Genomic DNA, 16184 nt, shown 5'->3' on the forward strand with positions numbered 1-16184 from the left:
CAGTTGAGGAGCCCCCGTGCCCGCCGCCCTCCTGAACCCCGTCCTCGACCTGCTGACCCTCCGCGCCACGGTCACCGCGGCCGAACCCGTCACCGCCCGCATGCGCCGACTGCGCGTCGAGGGCGACGCCCTCGCCGGACTCGAGGTCCGCCCCGGCCAGCAGGTACGCGTCCTGGTCGGCGGCCTGACCCTGCGGACGTACTCCGTGTGGCACTACGACCCGTCCGGCGCCGTCGAGTTGCGCGTCCTCGACCACTCCGAGGGGGGACCCGGGGCCCGTTGGGGGAAGAGCGTCGGCGTCGGGGACCAGGTGCGGCTGCGGAAGCCCGAGGGCACCTTCACCCTCCGCCCCGACGCCACCCACCACGTCTTCGTCGGCGAGGAGACGGCGTCCGTCGCCTTCGGCGCGATGCTGGCCGCGCTGCCCGAGGACGCGCGGATCTCCGGGTGCGTGGAGACGGAGGCACCCGACGACCGACTCCCGCTCCCCCACGCGGACCGCCTGAACTGGCTGACCAGGGGCGCCACTTCACTCCCGGACGCGGTCCAACGGCTGGCCCCCGAGCCGGGCGGGATCGCCTACGTCGCCGGCGAGGCGCGGACCGTGCAGCAGGTACGGCAGATCCTGGTCCGCGAGGCGGGCTGGGACCGACGGTCCGTCCTCACCAAGCCGTTCTGGGCACCGGGCAAGCGCGGCCTGGAGTAGGCGCGGGCCGGCTCACGGGCACTCCCGCAGCCCGACTCGCACGCACTCCCGCAGCCCGACTCATGTGCACTCCGCGCCCGCCGGGCAGAAGGACCGCACCGCCATGGCGAGCGGCTCCCGCACCGACTCCGGTGCCAACTCCGCCGGTCCGCCCGCCCGGATCGCGTACAGCGACCCGTCGGCCGCCCGGAACCGGTGGTCGACGATCTGTCGCGCCCCCGTCTCCGGATCGTCGTAGCGGTACGTCAACTCGGCCCAGGTGTCCCCGCGATCGCGCTCGATCACCTGATACCCGGGCTGCTTCGCGAACCCGTAGCCGGGGTCGGTCTCGGCCAGTTCGAGGGACTCGTAGGGCGTGGCCTCGGAGACCCGGAAGATCTGCAACTGGCGGCTGTCGCCGGGAGCGTCGTAGAAGACCACGGGCGCGAGCTGCCCCGTCTTCTGCCGACGGGTCCAGCCCTCGGGCACGTCGACGGTGTAGCCGGTCGGGTCCTGGGCACGGCGGTAACCGGTGGACGGGGACGGCGAGTTGGGCGTCACGGAAGCCAGGGGCGAGGCGGGCGGGGTGGAGGTCCGCGGCTGCGGACTCTCACTCGTGCCGGCGCTGACGCTGGTCGCAGGGGTCGCCGTATCGCCGGTGGAGCCGTCCCGATCGACGTACCAGAACCCGGCCCCCGCGCCCGCGCCGAGCACGACCGTGGCCGTGAGCGTGACGAGCAGCCGGCGTGCGCCGCCGGACCGGCCGGGCGCCGGCGCGGGCGGCGGATACGGATAAGGGGCCGGTGGTGCCCAACCCGTGGGCGGCGGCACCGGATCGCCCGGGCGACCGTGGGCAGCGACCCAGTCGGGGGGCGTGACGTTCGTACGGGTCTCCGCGCTCGCCCAGTCCGGCGGCGGTGTGGACCGCCCTCCCGACCAGGCCGCCTGCCCGCTCTCCTCGCTCGGCTCACGCTCGCCGGAACCCGAGCTGTAGCCGTTCCATCCGCTCATCGCGAACCCCCCGATATCACCCTGGCGGGCACCTGTCCTGACGGTAGCGGCGAAAACGGACGCGGGCCCCGTTCCGGATGGAACCGGAACAGGGCCCGTGCAGGCTCGTGACAGAAGCCGTGGGGTGAGCGGGGCCGAAGAGCCCTACTGAGGGTGGCTCAGATCAGACCGAGGGCGCGGACCGCCTCGCGCTCCTCCGTCAGCTCCTGCACCGACGCGTCGATGCGGGCGCGGGAGAACTCGTTGATGTCCAGGCCCTGGACGATCTCGTAGACGCCGTCCTTGGTGGTGACCGGGAAGGAGGAGATGAGGCCCTCCGGGACGCCGTAGGAACCGTCCGACGGGATGCCCATGGAGGTCCAGTCGCCGTCCGCCGTGCCGTTGACCCAGGTGTGGACGTGGTCGATGGCGGCGTTGGCGGCGGAGGCCGCGGAGGACGCGCCGCGGGCCTCGATGATCGCGGCACCGCGCTTGGCGACGGTCGGGATGAAGTCCTCGGCCAGCCACTTCTCGTCGTTCACGGTCTCGGCGGCGTTCTTGCCGGCGACCGTGGCGTGGAAGATGTCGGGGTACTGGGTGGCGGAGTGGTTGCCCCAGATGGTCAGGCGCTTGATGTCGGCGACCGTGGTGCCCGTCTTCTTCGCGAGCTGGGTCAGCGCGCGGTTGTGGTCCAGGCGGGTCATCGCGGTGAAGCGCTCGGCCGGTACGTCCGGGGCGGCGGCCTGCGCGATGAGCGCGTTGGTGTTGGCCGGGTTGCCGACGACGAGGACCTTGATGTCGTCCGCGGCGTTGTCGTTGATGGCCTTGCCCTGCGGCTTGAAGATGCCGCCGTTGGCGGAGAGCAGGTCGCCGCGCTCCATGCCCTTGGTGCGCGGGCGGGCGCCCACGAGGAGGGCGACGTTGGCGCCGGCGAAGGCGACGTTCGGGTCGTCGGTGATGTCGATGCCCTGGAGGAGCGGGAAGGCGGAGTCGTCGAGCTCCATCGCCGTGCCCTCGGCGGCCTTGAGCGCCGGGGTGATCTCCAGGAGGCGCAGCTTGACCGGCACGTCCGCGCCGAGCAGCTGGCCGGAGGCGATGCGGAAGAGCAGGGCGTAACCGATCTGGCCGGCCGCGCCGGTGACGGTGACGTTCACGGGAGTGCGGGTCATGGCGTTCTCCGTATACAGCTGGCGGTGGAGCGTCCGGGTGGGACGTACAGATGATCGATCTCTTGGTATCAAGAGAGATCCACCGGTCAGGCTATCGCGCATCCGGGATCGCGTACGTCCGGGTCCGATGTGGCCCGTCCCACAGCCCTCACCGTTGTCGGCTCACGGCATCGGATCACTCGGTCGAGTGAACCCTCGCACCATTTCGCGGGCGGTACGCATAGTCGCCCCCAACTCGGGCACGCGAACCGTACCCCCACGGGAGTCCGGCACAGTCGGCACCCCCACAAGGCGGCCGCCTCGGTCCCCCTCTCCCGGACCGGGCGGCCGCCCCCCTTTTTTCGCCGTCTCCGCTGCGCTACTGGGCGCACCCCTTCTGCCCGGACGCGAGGGTCGCGCACGCCGTCGCCTCGCCCGCGTCCTTCACCGCGACCATCGGCGTGTACGCGATGGTGTCGCCGGCCGTCGTGATGCTGTCGTTCTCCTTCGCGGCGCCCGCGGCCACCTGGACCTGGTCGCCCTGGGCGGCCTGGGTGATACGGCCCCAGGCGGCGCCGCAGGTCTCGCTGTACCGGACCTCGACGACGGTCGTGCCGACGGTGGCGGTCTTCGCGGTCGTCACCGCGTTGGCGTCCGTCGTGCAGCCCATCGCCTCGGCGTCCTTGCCGGTGCAGGAGGCGCCCGCGCACTTCACGCCGGGCGGCAGGTCGGTCTGGACGCTGGCCGAGGGCGAGACCGAGGCCTTGGCGTCGTCGTCCGTCTTGTCCTTGCCTTTGTCGGTCAGGAAGAACACGGCCGCTATGACGACCAGCACGCCGACGACGCCCGCGAGGAACATCGTCAGCCGCCGCCTGCCACCGCCGTCTCCGCGCGAGCGGCCGGAGCCACCCGACCCGACGGACCCCGCTGAACCTGCGGACCCCGCGGAACCGCCCTGCGGCTGCTGCCCGAACGGGCTCGGCGTGCCCGGCGTCCAGCCGGGTCCGTCGGGCACCGGGGACGAGGCCGACGCCGGTGTCAATGCCGGGGACGCGGTTCCCGAGGCGCGGGCCGCGGTCTGCGGTGGCCGCTGGTACCCGGCGATCCCCCAGGAGTTGCCGCCGGAGGAGGACGCCCCCGAGGACCCGCCGGCCGCGTCGGCGGGAGTCGCCGCCGGATCGCGTACCTCCCGCGCGTCACGGGTGTCGGGCGCCGTCGGCTGCGGCGGCACCGTCGGTGCCACGCCCGCCGGTCCCGCCACTCCGGGTATCGCCGTCGCGCTCCCGCCCTTGCGGGCCGTCCTGCTGCCCTTGGCGTTCGCCGGCGGCGCCCCGAACTCCCCGAGCGCGGCGCGCGCCTGGGAGATCCGGATGGCCTCCATGGTCATGTCGTGGCGCATCTCCGAACGGCTCCAGGCACGCTCGGCGAGCTCCCACATCGTGGTCAGATGGATCGGATTGGTGCCGGTGACCTCCGCCAGGGCGACGATCGCGCCCTTGGGTGCCAGCAGCCGCCCGTTGAGATATCTCTCCCAGGACGTCTTGCTGTAGCCCGTGCGGTCGGCCACCGACGCGATGCTCAGGCCGCTGCGGTCCACAAGCCGGCGCAGCTGGCTCGCGAACTCCCTGACCTGCGGATCGAGTTCATCCGGCAAGGCCCTCCAACGAGGCATTGCTTCCCCCCTCTTCCCCCCGGTTCGTGCTGGTCTTCCTCGCGTTTTCCCCCGCGCGTGGCGCCCTGTTCCGAGTCCCCGTTCTGGCTACCCACAGGGATGCGCCCACTAAGGATCTCAGTTCCCGGGGTGGGGGCGCACGGGAGCGTTGAGCCGCGGACATGCACCGTTGCACGCCCGGCGGGTCGTGGTCCAGTGTCCCACCGAGGGTCCCCCTCGACCTCCCCGGCCGGACCCGCCTACGCTAGCGCCCTTGTTTCACAACCCCGTGTCAAATCCGCAAACTTGTCAATACATCGACACCGCAGCCACACACGGACAACCCCACCCGCCTCGGCCCTATTCGGCCCACCCAGGGGCAACTCACCCCAGGGCGAGGGCGCCGACGACTGCGGCAAGGAGCAGGAACAGGAGCAGCAGTACGGCGTACAGGAGCAGTTTTCCGCCCGGCAGCCGTCCGCCGCGCTCCTCCTCTGGGGGCGTGTCCCACCAGGGCAGGGTGGGGTCGTCCTCGTACTCCTCGCCGCCGGAGGCGCCGGGGCCGCCCGGGGCGCCGGCGGGGCTCGACGGCAGGGTGGCCGGGCGGGGCCAGGCGCGGACGGCCAGTTCCCAGCGGACGGTGAAGCGTTCGGCGTCGGATCCGGCGAGGCCCGCGATCCGGCACAGGGCGGTGACGGCCTGGCGGGGCGGGGGCTGGGTGGCGTTGAGGTAGCGGTGCCAGGAGGACTTGCTGTAGGCGGTGCGGGCGCCGAGTGCGACGAGGCTGAGCCCCGTGCGGTCCTTGAGGAGCCGCAACTGCTCCACGAAGTGCCGCACCTCCGGCGGCAGATCGTCGGGCAGCGGCTGCCAGGCGCTCATCACACACCTCCTTGGCGTCGCGTTGTCCGGTCGGTGCGATGGACGACGTCGGACGGTCGTTGGTTCCCGTGCGCGGCCCGCGCCGCCCGTGGCACGGCACGGACACCGTCGCGGAACGGTCACCGCTGTGCCACAGCGCGCTGACAGGCGTTGAACAGGCGGTTCGACGTGCACGAGGGTGAGGCGTGGCGACGGCCCGTCCTTGCTCGGGGGAGAGGACGGGCCGTCGTCGTGCGCGGTGGTCCTAGCTGCTGCTCACGGTGAAGTGCAGGGTGTCCTTGAGGAACGGGATCTGCAGCCAGGGGTGCGGCTGCACCATCATCGCCAGCAGGACGATCGCGAGGCCGAGCAGGCCGTACGTGGCGATGTCCGTGAAGCGGGAGCGGACGGCGAGCATGCCGACGTCGGGCATGACCCAGCGCAGCACACCGCCGGCCAGCAGGGCGACGCCGATCAGCAGCGTGCCGTACCGGAAGGCGTCCAGCGCGGTCAGCAGCAGGCCGAGCGCGACGAGCCCCAGCACGGCGAGGATCGGCCACTGCCGAGCGGGCGCCGGCGCGTCACGGGGCGCCGCCCGGCCACCGCCCTCGGGGCGCGCGGTGTCCCGCGTGAACAACGGGAACCGCCGGGTGCCGCGGCGCGGCTTCCGCCCGCTCTCGGCACCGGCGTCGGCGTCCTGCTCGGCGCCGCTCGCACTGATCGCACTCCGCACGACAGCCTCCGCCTGCTGCTCGGGCCCCTCCGGGGCGTCCGCCGTAGCTTCTTCGGCCCTCACGTCACCCGTCTGCGGGTCATCCGCCGCCGAGCCCTCGGCCCGCTCGGCGGGCTCCACGTCGGCCGACCCGGCCTCCCCCCGCTCAGCCGGCGGCACTGCGCTCCGCCGCCTCGACCACGTTGACCAGGAGCTGGGCCCGGGTCATCGGGCCCACGCCGCCGGGGTTGGGGGAGATCCAGCCGGCCACCTCGGCGACGCCCGGGTGGACGTCGCCCACGATCTTGCCCTCGGCGCTGCGCGAGACGCCGACGTCGAGGACGGCCGCGCCCGGCTTGACGTCCTCGGGGCGGACCAGGTGGGCGGAGCCGGCCGCGGCGACGATGATGTCGGCGCGCTTGAGGTGCGAGGAGAGGTCGCGCGTGCCGGTGTGGCACTGGGTCACGGTCGCGTTCTCGCTGCGGCGGGTGAGCAGCAGCGGCATCGGGCGGCCGATGGTGACACCGCGGCCGACGACCACGACCTCGGCGCCCTTGATCTCGACGCCGTACTGGCGGAGGAGGGTCAGGACACCGTTGGGGGTGCAGGGCAGCGGGGCCGGCTCGTTGAGCACGAGGCGGCCGAGGTTCATCGGGTGCAGGCCGTCCGCGTCCTTGTCCGGGTCCATCAGCTCCAGGATCCGGTTCTCGTCGATGCCCTTGGGCAGCGGGAGTTGCACGATGTAACCCGTGCACTCCGGGTCCTCGTTCAGTTCGCGGACGACCGCCTCGATCTCCTCCTGCGTCGCCGTGGCGGGCAGTTCGCGCTGGATGGAGGCGATGCCGACCTGCGCGCAGTCGCGGTGCTTGCCGGCGACGTACTTCTGACTGCCGGGGTCGTCCCCGACCAGGATCGTGCCGAGGCCGGGCGTGACGCCCTTCTCCTTCAGCGCCGCCACGCGGGCGGTCAGATCGGACTTGATCGCGGCTGCGGTGGCCTTGCCATCGAGAATCTGGGCGGTCATGACCCCATCCTCGCGGATGACCGGCCCCCGGTTCCAATCCGGGTCCCCGGCGCTCCCGTACCCGATATCCGGCCATGATCGTCGATGTTGCACTTGCACAACACATAGGGAATGCCGCTGGACAAGTAAGACGCGCGTGAAGAACGATGAGCGGCGCAGTACCGCGGTTCGTGTTCGGGGGGCAAACCGCTCACTTCATGTCGTTCCTCCGTGCGGTCCGCGCCGTCCCCATGCGCAACGGAGGAAACCAGCCATGAGCTTCGGTTCGCCGAACAACCCGTACGGGCAGCCGCAGAATCCGCAGCAGCCCGGCTACGGCTACCCCCAGCAGGGCCAGCCCTATCCCCAGCAGGGCCAGCAGCCCCCCGGCTACGGCTATCCGCAGGCCCCCGGTGTCCCCCCGCAGCAGGGTTACGGCTATCCGCAGCAGCCCGGTTACCCCGGCGGCGGTCCCGGTCCGCGCGTCGCCTCGATGGGCCGCCGCTTCGGCGCCCGGGCGATCGACGGTGTCGCGTTCGGCATCATCTACACGATCCTCGCCGTCGCGGGTGTCGCGGGCGCCGTGAACTCGGCCAAGGACTGCGACGTGAACGCCGCCGACTACGACACCTGCATCAACGACGCGGGTTCGGACATCGCGGCCAAGTTCGGCGCCGTCATCCTCATCCTCGCGATCATCGGCCTGCTCTACGAACTGCTGATGATCGCCGCGTTCGGCGCCACCCTGGGCAAGCTCGCCGTCGGCATCCGCGTGGTGAAGGTCGACACCGGCCAGAAGCCGGGCCTGGGCTCCGCGTTCATCCGCTGGGTCATCCCGATGGTCGGCTCCCTCGCCTGCGGTATCGGCTCGCTGCTCGTCTACCTCTCGCCGTTCTGGGACAAGTCGGGCCGCCAGCAGGGCTGGCACGACAAGGCCGCGAGCACGATGGTCATCCAGAACTGACCCGCCGCCGAACCATCGCGGGCATCACGTTCGCGCCATTCCTGTGCAAGGGCCGTGTCTCACCCGTCCTAGGGGGACACGGCCCTGCCACGTCCGCCTAGTCTGACCTCCGTAGCGGGCAGGCACGGGGAGACGCACCTTGTACAGCATCATCGTGGTACCTCCGACGACCACGGAGGACGAGCGCGACCGCACCCAGCTCCGGCTCGCGCCGGGCGAACGGATCACCTTCGGACGGCTGGCGCGCGACAACGACCTCGCGATCACGCACGACGGCGTGTCCCGCCGCGCGGGCGCGATCACCGCCCAGGGCGCCTTCTGGACGCTGAGCAACTTGAGCGGCGGACAGACCTACGTCGTGGAGAACCCGGAGGGCGCGGGCGAGCACATCAAGGTCGGACCCGGCCGCCTCGACGCCCCGGTCCCCTTCGAGTTCTCGCGGATCGTGCTGCCGGCCGCGGGCGACCTGCTGCCGATCCAGGTCTGGGCACCGCGCCACGACTATCTGCGCACCGAGGGCGGCCTGGCCGGCGACACCACCGCGCCCGCCTTCTCCGTCGACCGCACCAAGCGCTACTTCGCGGTCCTGGCCGCCCTGTGCGAGCCCCGCCTGCGCGGCGAACCGCACGCCCCGCTGCCCACCGTCGACCAGGTCGTCGACCGGCTGCGCCCCAACTGGCCCGCCGCGTCCCGCACTTCGGTGCAGTGGAACATCGACTACCTGGCCGTGAAGCTGCGCCTGAAGCCCGGCCCCGAGGAGGCCGACTCGGGCCCGCGCCTCAACGGCAAGAAGGAGTCCCTGGTCTCCCTGGCGCTCCGCTTCGACCTGGTGCGCGAGGACGACCTGATCGTGCTGGCCGCCGAGCGGCCGGGCCGGGTGTCCCGGTGACCGAGCCGTACGCCGTCCCGGTGCCCAGCGGCTACCGGGTCGGCGCCTGGGAGGTGCGCGAGCCCATCGCGACGGGCGCCTTCGGCAGTGTCTACGAGGGCCGGCGCACCGGCGGCGACGGCGACCTCCCCCGCGTGGCCGCCCTCAAGTTCCTGCCCACCGGCACGGACACCCCGCGCCAACTGGCCCACCTGCGCGAACTCGTCGAGCGCGAGATCGACCTGTACCGCCGGCTGACCCGCCCCCGACTGATCCGGATGTACGAGACCCTCGTCGTCGACGACCCGGAGCGCCCCCGGCTCGACGGCGCCACCGTCCTCGTACTGGAGCGGGCGGAGCGCTCCCTGGCCGACCTGCTCGCCGCCGCGCCCCGCCCGGCCGCCGGGCCCGCGCTGCTGGCGCAGATCTGCGAGGGGCTGGCCCAGCTGCATCACGCGGGCTGGGTGCACGGGGATCTGAAACCGGCCAACGTGCTGCTGATGGCGGACGGTTCGGCGCGGCTCGCCGACTTCAACATGGCGGCCGAACTGGAGGGCACGCACGCGTACACGCCCGCGTTCTCCACCCCGGACTACACGCCCCCCGAACTGCTCTGGGCGGAGATCGGCGAACGCGGGCGCCGGATCCGCCCGTCGGCGGACGTCTGGGCGTTCGGCGTGCTGGCCCACCTCCTGCTGACCGGCGCCTTCCCGCTGCCCGGCGGCACCCCGAGCGCCCGCCGGGACGCGGCCGCCGCCTACGCGCGCGGTCACGACGAACTCCGGCTGGCGCCCGAACTCCCGGACGCCTGGCGGGAGATCGTGCGGGACTGTCTGGCCCGTACGCACGCCGACCGCATCGGCACCGACGCGCTGCTGCGCCGGGTCGAGGCGGCAGCGGGCACGGGCCGCTCCCCCAAGCTGCCCCGGGCCCCGCTGCCGCGCCGGCGCCGGGCCGTGCTGGCCCTGGCCTCGGCGGTCGCGACGGCCGCCGTGGCGGCCCTGGCATACGGGATCACCACCTGGGCCGACTCGGGCACGACGGGCGGCGCGAACGCGTCCGGCAAGAACACGGCCGCCACGTACGGCGCCGCCGAACTCCGCACCGACAAGGGCGTCCCGGTGCAGTACCGGCGGATGATCGTCGACTCGGCCCACGACTGTCTCCAGCACGAGGTCTCGCCCGCGCTCATCGCGGCGATGCTCAAGACGGAGAGCAACTTCGACGCCGATCTGTCGGATCCGACCGCGGGCGGGGAGGGCGAGTACGGCATCGCCCGCTGGACCCCGAGCGTGCTGCGCTGGTGGCTGCGCTCGGACGGCGTCCCGGCCAAGAAGACTCCCCGACCGCCGCTCACGCCGGCCCAGTCGATCCCGGCGATGGCCCGCTACCTGTGCTTCATGGAACCGCGCCTGGACACCTCGCTGCCCGGCGACCGGCGCCTCCTGCTCGCCGCCTCCTACCGGACCTCGTACAAGAAGGTGAACGCGACCGGCGGCATCCCCGAGCAGAACCGTGCCTACACCACCCGCGTCGCCCACTACCTCAAGGAGTACACGCCGCCGGGCGCGAAGTGACCCTGAGAGTTCCGAGGTTCCGCGCGCGGGCGGCGTACACCACGGTGGTCGTGTCCACCAACGGGGGTGGCAGCACCGGAGGGACACACCATGAAGCGCATCCTCGCGTCGCTCGGCGCGGCAGCGGTACTGGCGATGAGCGCCGTCGCCCTGACGCCGGCGAGCGCGTCCGCGGCGAGCGGCTGCTGGGGGGACGCGGGCCAGAAGTCGTTCAACGGCAAGACGTACACCGCCCGTTACTGCCACAACTACCAGGGCGACGCCGTCGGCTTCTTCGAGACGGACACCGGCTATCTGTACGCCGGGGACAACTGGTTCGTCTGCCAGATCCAGTACGGCGAGAACGCACCGGTCGGCGACGCCCGCAACAACTGGTGGCTCTACACCCAGGGCGACGACGCCTACTCCGAGGACGGCTGGGGCTGGTTCCCGGCGAACGAGGTCTCGGGCGGCAACAACTACGAGCCCATCCCTGGTCTCGCCATCTGCTGACGCCCGGCTCACGGCGGAGTTCCGGCTTCCTCGGGGGAGGGCCGGAGCTCCGCTTCCGCCGTGCCCCGCTCGCGTCACACCCGCGTGCCGCTCAACTCCCCACGATGTGCCGCAGATAGAGCCACGGGTCGTCCAGATACCGTCGCCAGTGGTCGACGATCTCCAGGTCCTGCCACTGGGCCGGCCGCATCCCGTGCTCGCCCACCTCGACGATCGCCGCGCCGGGCAGCGCGGTCAGCAACGGCGAGTGCGTGGCGCAGACGACCTGGCCGCCGCCGCGCGCCAACTCGTCCAGCAGCCCGACCAGTTCCAGGCAGGAGGCGAAGGACAGCGCGGCCTCGGGCTCGTCCAGGACGTACAGCCCCGGTTCCTGGAAGCGCTCGCGGAAGGCCATCAGGAAACCCTCGCCGTGGCTCATCTCCTCCGGGGATCCGGATATCCGCCCGCGCCCCCGCTCCCGGCCGAGCGCGTCGAGCGCGGTCTCGGCCCGCAGGAAGAAGCCTCTGCGGCGGGTCCGCGGCCCCTGGAGCATCCGCCGCCCGGTCTTCGCCGCCTCGAACCGCATGCGCCCGCCCAGCGGCGACGGCTCACGCGGACCCGCGTACCGGTTCCCGGCCGACCCGCCCCAGGAATCCAGGCCGAAGGCCTCGGCCAGGGCCTCGACGAGGGTCGACTTCCCCGATCCGTTCTCCCCCACCAGGAACGTGACCGGGGCGGTGAACCGGAGCCCGCCGTCGAGCAGCTGCCGCACGCACGGCACCGACCACGGCCACTGACTCCCGTCGCCCCGCTCGGCCTCGGCGACATGCGCGTAGGCGCGTTCGACGATCATGCCCCCAAGGCTCTCACCCACCACTGACAACGGCAGGGGTCAACGACCGGGGGCAGGGGGAAAGGGCAGGGCGGCGACCGGATCGCTCCGACCGCCGCCCGTTGTCCCTTGCCGTCAGTGGAAGAAGTGCCGCGTCCCCGTGAAGTACATGGTGACGCCGGCCTTCTTCGCGGCCTCCACGACCAGTTCGTCGCGGACCGAACCGCCGGGCTGGACCACGGCCTTGACGCCGGCCGCGGTCAGGATCTCCAGGCCGTCGGGGAAGGGGAAGAAGGCGTCGGAGGCGGCGTAGGCGCCACGCGCGCGTTCCTCACCGGCCCGCTCGACGGCCAGCTTCGCGGAGTCGACGCGGTTGACCTGGCCCATGCCGACGCCGACGGAGGCACCGTCCTTGGCGAGCAGGATGGCGTTGGACTTCACCGCCCGGCAGGCCTTCCAGGCGAAGGACAGCTCGGCCAGCTCGTCGGCGGTCAGGGCCTCGCCGGTCGCCAGCGTCCAGTTGGCCGGGTCGTCGCCGTCGGCCTGGAGCCGGTCGGTGACCTGGAGCAGGGCGCCCCCGTCGATGGGCTTGACCTCGGCCGGGTGGGAGGGCGCGGCCGGCGCCTTCAGCACCCGGATGTTCTTCTTCTTGGCGAGGGCCTCCAGGGCCCCCTCCTCGTAGTCGGGCGCGACGATGACCTCGGTGAAGATCTCGGCGACCTGCTCCGCCATCTCCTTGCTGACCGGCCGGTTGACGGCGATCACGCCGCCGAACGCCGACAGCGGGTCGCACGCGTGCGCCTTGCGGTGCGCCTCGGCGACGTCCGAGGCGATCGCGATCCCGCACGGGTTGGCGTGCTTGATGATCGCGACACAGGGCTCGTCGTGGTCGTACGCGGCACGGCGGGCGGCATCCGTGTCCGTGTAGTTGTTGTACGACATCTCCTTGCCGTGCAGCTGCTCGGCCTCGGCGAGACCGACGCCCGTGCCGTCGACGTAGAGGGCGGCGGGCTGGTGCGGGTTCTCGCCGTACCGCAGGGTGTTCTTGCGCTCCAGGGTGGCGCCCAGGAAGTCGGGGAACAGCGAGTCGTCCACGGGCGCGTAGGCGCTCGCGAACCAGGAGGCGACCGCGATGTCGTAGGTCGCCGTGTGCTGGAAGGCCTCGGCGGCGAGCCGCTTGCGGGTGGAGAGGTCGAACCCGCCGTGCTGCACGGCGGCCAGGACATCGGCGTACCGCGCGGGGCTGGTGACCACGGACACGGACGGATGGTTCTTGGCGGCGGCGCGCACCATCGATGGACCGCCGATGTCGATCTGCTCGACGCACTCGTCGGGCGAGGCGCCCGAGGCGACGGTCTCGCGGAACGGGTAGAGGTTGACGACGACGAGGTCGAAGGGCTCGACACCCAGCTCGGCGAGCTGCTGCCGGTGGCTCTCCAGGCGCAGGTCGGCAAGGATGCCCGCGTGCACCTTGGGGTGCAGGGTCTTGACCCGGCCGTCCAGGCACTCGGGGAAGCCGGTGAGCTCCTCGACCTTGGTGACGGGGACACCGGCGGCGGCGATGCGGGCGGCGGTGGAACCGGTGGAGACGAGCGCGACCCCGGCCTCGTGCAGCCCGCGCGCCAGCTCTTCCAGACCGGTCTTGTCGTAGACGCTGACGAGCGCCCGGCGAATCGCGCGCTTGCCGTTCTCGATGGTCTCGGCGGTCACTGGATAACTACCTTTCGTCCCTCAATGCGATGGCCGTTGCGGGCGAGCCGCCCCACGACCTCGACGAGCAGCCTTCGCTCGACTTCCTTGATGCGCTCGTGCAGAGCGCTCTCGTCGTCCTCGTCCCGGACCTCGACCACGCCCTGGGCGATGATCGGTCCGGTGTCGACGCCGTCGTCGACGAAGTGGACGGTGCAACCGGTCACCTTGGCGCCGTACGCGAGCGCGTCCCGCACGCCGTGGGCCCCCGGGAAACTGGGCAGCAGCGCGGGATGCGTGTTCACGAACCGCCCCCCGAAGAGCGCGAGGAACTCCTTCCCCACGATCTTCATGAACCCGGCGGAGACCACGAGATCGGGGTCGTGGTCGGCCACGGCCTGCGCGAGGGCGGCGTCCCACTCCCCCCGGCTCCCGAAGTCCTTCACCTTGCACACGAAGGTCGGCAGCCCGGCCCGCTCGGCGCGCGCGAGCCCCTCGATGCCGTCGCGGTCGGCGCCGACGGCCACGATCTCGGCGCCGTAGGCCTCGATGCCGGTCCGCTGGATCTCGTCGAGCAGCGCCTGCAGATTGGTGCCGGATCCGGAGACCAGCACGACGAGGCGCTTGACCGCTCGGCCGGCGGGAGTGGCGGCCACGGTGGGGCCCTTTCTCGGGGGAGCATCTGTACGGCCGGTTTGTACAGTCGTACGAATGCTTCGCGCCCCGGGATACGGGGAAGTCTACGAAGCGGTCGGCCGTCAGCAACGATACCGGCACACCGGACGGCCCCCGTGGGACGGGGGCGTGGCCGGAAGGTAGCGTCTGCGAGGGACGGGCTCGGGAACGCGGTGGTGGTGCGACGCGTTCACGAAGTGACAGTTCGCGCGCTCTACCTGACCACTCGCATACCTGGCCGGCCACGAACCTGGCCAACCGCACAGCACGACCGCACCCGAATCGGAATCGGACCAAGGGGAAGACGCTCACTTGATGTCGGACCGCAGCCTGCGACTCTTCACGCTCTCTCCGCTCCCGGCGCGGGGAGGGGAGCGTGGCGCCGTCCTGCTCCGAGAGCGCCCCGCCTCGCCCCCGGACGCGCCCTCGGGCAAGAAGACCGGCGACGGCGACGAGCAGAGCGGCGCCGGCCAGAGCGGTGGCGGCCAGCACAGTGGCGGCCAGGACGACAACCCGTTCGCGCCGCCGCCGGAGGGCACGCCGGACCGCCCCTGGCAGCCGCGCCGCCCCACGGAGGGCGACGACGCGCAGAGCGACGGCACCTCACCGTCCCCCTGGGGCAGCCAGTGGAGCGACCGCCAGCCCGGCCGCTCCCAGGGCGGCTTCGGCGACCGCCCCGGAGACCGCCCCGGCCCCTCGGCCCCCGAGAACCCGGGCGGCAACGGCCCGAACACGGGCATGCGCTGGGACCCGACGGACCCCATCCAGCGCCGCGCCCGCTACTCCCTGCTCTCCGGCATGTGGGCCTTCTTCTTCGCCCTCTTCAGCTGGCCGTACGTGGCCCTGCTCCTCGGGGCGCTCTCCCTCTACTGGGGCATCAGCGCGCTGCGCGCGAAGGCCCGAGCGGCCCAGGACACCACCGACACGTCCGCCCCGCGCCCCCAGACCACGGCAGCGATCAGCGGCCTGGTCACGGCGACCCTGGCCATCGCGCTGGTGGGCGCGACGTTCACCGCCCAGCTGGTGTACAGCGACTACTACACCTGCACCAGCGACGCTCTCACCAACCAGGCGAAGCAGGCTTGCGAGCAGCTGCTGCCGTCGGAGCTGCGGAACATTCTGGGGACGAACAGCTGATGTAACAGGCGGGCCGTCGGGGGGAGTTCGTGGTGCGGTATCCGGATCAGGATCGGGAGTGCTGGTTCTGCGAGAAGGCCGCACCGCCGTCGTGGCACGACCGCGTCATGGGCCTGCACCGAGGCGCCGAGACGAACATGACGGCATGGATCGTCGTCCTGCGCACCACGTGGCGCAGGGAGGTGGTGCACGTACCGAGGTGCGCGCGCTGCCACACGGGCCACCAGCTGGAAGTGACAGCGGCGATACTCTTCGCGGCCTCCCTGATCGCCTACTCGGCAAGCGGCCAGCTGGACCACCTCCTCGGCATCCTGCCGACGTCACCGACGGAACGGACGGTCGCGGCGATCTGGGCGATCGTGGCCTGCCTGCCGGGACTGGCGTGGCTCGCGATCAGACACGCTCACCTGCCGTGGCGCCGCCTGGCCCCCCACCGCCTGGGCTACGCCCGCCACCACCCGGAGTTCGTAAGCCTCCTGGACGACGGCTGGAAACCAAGACCGGGCCCGTTCCCGTACTGGGGAAACCCCCCGAACCCCCACCACCCGCCCCCACCGGGCAAACTCCGACGCGTCATCGGCCGAGCCATAGACGTCATCGCGACAGCGTCGGCCATCGCCATCTTCGTCGCGTACTTCAAGGGCTACGAGGAACTGGCCGGAGGCTTCATCGCGACAACGGCAGGGCTGGCCTTCCTGTCCTCAAAGATCAAGCCCGAGAACTGACGGCGCTCTTGCGGGGCTGCTCCTCCTGAACTCCGGTCCGCATCTTTCAGCCCGTCCGGCGTTTGAGGACGAGGCTCTGCCATCCCAAACCCCCACCCACCCCCACCGGGCTGCGCCTCCTGAACGCCAGCCCGCATCTCTCAGCCCGTCCGGCGTTTGAGGACGAGGCGAGCCGTGCCGCCGCCGCGCTGAGCAGCAG

Annotated in this window: 16 protein-coding genes; 7 read left to right on the forward strand and 9 right to left on the reverse strand. The window is 72.0% G+C overall.

All coding sequences use genetic code 11. The annotated features are described in order from the left end of the window. The first annotated feature begins 16 nt into the window (after positions 1 to 16). Positions 17 to 706: a siderophore-interacting protein gene (locus ACWD5F_RS38655; RefSeq protein WP_451260934.1), complete on the forward strand. Its 690-nt coding sequence runs from the start codon at positions 17 to 19 to the stop codon at positions 704 to 706. Between the two features lie 60 nt (positions 707 to 766). Here ACWD5F_RS38655 and ACWD5F_RS38660 read toward each other — a convergent pair whose 3' ends face one another. The 6 genes from ACWD5F_RS38660 to ACWD5F_RS38685 form a co-directional block, all read right to left on the reverse strand. Then, positions 767 to 1696, reverse strand: a complete 930-nt coding sequence (locus ACWD5F_RS38660; protein ID WP_451260935.1) for a hypothetical protein — start codon at positions 1694 to 1696, stop codon at positions 767 to 769. A gap of 158 nt (positions 1697 to 1854) precedes the next feature. Further along, entirely contained in the window at positions 1855 to 2844 is a 990-nt protein-coding gene (locus ACWD5F_RS38665; protein ID WP_401713835.1) for a malate dehydrogenase, read from the reverse strand. A 358-nt stretch (positions 2845 to 3202) separates the two neighbouring features. Then, positions 3203 to 4477: a DUF2690 domain-containing protein gene (locus tag ACWD5F_RS38670; RefSeq protein WP_451260936.1), complete on the reverse strand. Its 1275-nt coding sequence runs from the start codon at positions 4475 to 4477 to the stop codon at positions 3203 to 3205. A 381-nt stretch (positions 4478 to 4858) separates the two neighbouring features. Next, the gene (locus ACWD5F_RS38675; RefSeq protein ID WP_451260937.1) at positions 4859 to 5353 is read right to left on the reverse strand and encodes a helix-turn-helix domain-containing protein; all 495 of its coding nucleotides are present in this window, start codon (positions 5351 to 5353) and stop codon (positions 4859 to 4861) included. Positions 5354 to 5597: 244 nt separating this feature from the next. Then, a complete protein-coding gene (locus ACWD5F_RS38680) occupies positions 5598 to 6128 on the reverse strand; it encodes a DUF3017 domain-containing protein (protein WP_401714423.1) in 531 nt (176 codons plus the stop codon). An 82-nt stretch (positions 6129 to 6210) separates the two neighbouring features. Beyond that, positions 6211 to 7068 carry a bifunctional methylenetetrahydrofolate dehydrogenase/methenyltetrahydrofolate cyclohydrolase gene (locus tag ACWD5F_RS38685; protein WP_123998210.1) on the reverse strand — a complete coding sequence of 286 codons (858 nt, stop codon included), beginning with the start codon at positions 7066 to 7068 and terminating at the stop codon, positions 6211 to 6213. Between the two features lie 253 nt (positions 7069 to 7321). On the opposite strand from ACWD5F_RS38685, the gene ACWD5F_RS38690 reads away from it, so the two are divergent. The 4 genes from ACWD5F_RS38690 to ACWD5F_RS38705 all read left to right on the forward strand — a co-directional run bounded on the left by ACWD5F_RS38690 (position 7322) and on the right by ACWD5F_RS38705 (position 10948). Beyond that, positions 7322 to 8011 (forward strand): RDD family protein, encoded by a 690-nt coding sequence (locus tag ACWD5F_RS38690; protein ID WP_451260938.1) that lies wholly within the window; start codon positions 7322 to 7324, stop codon positions 8009 to 8011. Positions 8012 to 8150: 139 nt separating this feature from the next. Then, positions 8151 to 8900: an FHA domain-containing protein gene (locus tag ACWD5F_RS38695; RefSeq protein ID WP_401713844.1), complete on the forward strand. Its 750-nt coding sequence runs from the start codon at positions 8151 to 8153 to the stop codon at positions 8898 to 8900. Continuing rightward, positions 8897 to 10456 (forward strand): protein kinase domain-containing protein, encoded by a 1560-nt coding sequence (locus ACWD5F_RS38700; protein WP_451260939.1) that lies wholly within the window; start codon positions 8897 to 8899, stop codon positions 10454 to 10456. Before ACWD5F_RS38695 ends, ACWD5F_RS38700 begins: the two co-directional genes overlap by 4 nt. A 90-nt stretch (positions 10457 to 10546) precedes the next feature. Then, positions 10547 to 10948 (forward strand): hypothetical protein, encoded by a 402-nt coding sequence (locus tag ACWD5F_RS38705; RefSeq protein WP_451260940.1) that lies wholly within the window; start codon positions 10547 to 10549, stop codon positions 10946 to 10948. Positions 10949 to 11039: 91 nt separating this feature from the next. On the opposite strand, the gene ACWD5F_RS38710 is transcribed toward ACWD5F_RS38705, so the two are convergent. From ACWD5F_RS38710 to purN, 3 genes are all read right to left on the reverse strand, one after another. Next, a complete protein-coding gene (locus ACWD5F_RS38710) occupies positions 11040 to 11780 on the reverse strand; it encodes an AAA family ATPase (RefSeq protein WP_451260941.1) in 741 nt (246 codons plus the stop codon). A 114-nt stretch (positions 11781 to 11894) separates the two neighbouring features. Further along, the gene (purH, locus tag ACWD5F_RS38715) at positions 11895 to 13469 is read right to left on the reverse strand and encodes a bifunctional phosphoribosylaminoimidazolecarboxamide formyltransferase/IMP cyclohydrolase (protein ID WP_451260942.1); all 1575 of its coding nucleotides are present in this window, start codon (positions 13467 to 13469) and stop codon (positions 11895 to 11897) included. Further along, a complete protein-coding gene (gene purN, locus ACWD5F_RS38720; RefSeq protein ID WP_451260943.1) occupies positions 13466 to 14104 on the reverse strand; it encodes a phosphoribosylglycinamide formyltransferase in 639 nt (212 codons plus the stop codon). Before purN ends, purH begins: the two co-directional genes overlap by 4 nt. Before the next feature lie 334 nt (positions 14105 to 14438). Between purN and ACWD5F_RS38725 the strand changes: the two genes are divergently transcribed. Further along, positions 14439 to 15260, forward strand: coding sequence for a hypothetical protein (locus ACWD5F_RS38725; RefSeq protein WP_451260944.1), 822 nt, complete (start codon positions 14439 to 14441; stop codon positions 15258 to 15260). 32 nt (positions 15261 to 15292) lie between these two features. Continuing rightward, complete coding sequence (locus ACWD5F_RS38730) at positions 15293 to 15985, forward strand: hypothetical protein (protein WP_451260945.1); 693 nt, start codon at positions 15293 to 15295, stop codon at positions 15983 to 15985. Positions 15986 to 16184: the final 199 nt, after the last annotated feature.

Source organism: Streptomyces sp. NPDC002499 (genome assembly GCF_053595415.1).

What these genes read in the sequence shown, in the direction of transcription:
- ACWD5F_RS38660 (WP_451260935.1), bottom strand. Translation starts at nt 1,696, where the DNA reads ATGAGCGGATGGAACGGCTACAGCTCGGGTTCCGGCGAGCGTGAGCCG.
- ACWD5F_RS38665 (WP_401713835.1), bottom strand. Translation starts at nt 2,844, where the DNA reads ATGACCCGCACTCCCGTGAACGTCACCGTCACCGGCGCGGCCGGCCAG.
- ACWD5F_RS38675 (WP_451260937.1), bottom strand. Translation starts at nt 5,353, where the DNA reads ATGAGCGCCTGGCAGCCGCTGCCCGACGATCTGCCGCCGGAGGTGCGG.
- ACWD5F_RS38685 (WP_123998210.1), bottom strand. Translation starts at nt 7,068, where the DNA reads ATGACCGCCCAGATTCTCGATGGCAAGGCCACCGCAGCCGCGATCAAG.
- ACWD5F_RS38690 (WP_451260938.1), top strand. Translation starts at nt 7,322, where the DNA reads ATGAGCTTCGGTTCGCCGAACAACCCGTACGGGCAGCCGCAGAATCCG.
- ACWD5F_RS38705 (WP_451260940.1), top strand. Translation starts at nt 10,547, where the DNA reads ATGAAGCGCATCCTCGCGTCGCTCGGCGCGGCAGCGGTACTGGCGATG.
- ACWD5F_RS38710 (WP_451260941.1), bottom strand. Translation starts at nt 11,780, where the DNA reads ATGATCGTCGAACGCGCCTACGCGCATGTCGCCGAGGCCGAGCGGGGC.
- ACWD5F_RS38725 (WP_451260944.1), top strand. Translation starts at nt 14,439, where the DNA reads ATGTCGGACCGCAGCCTGCGACTCTTCACGCTCTCTCCGCTCCCGGCG.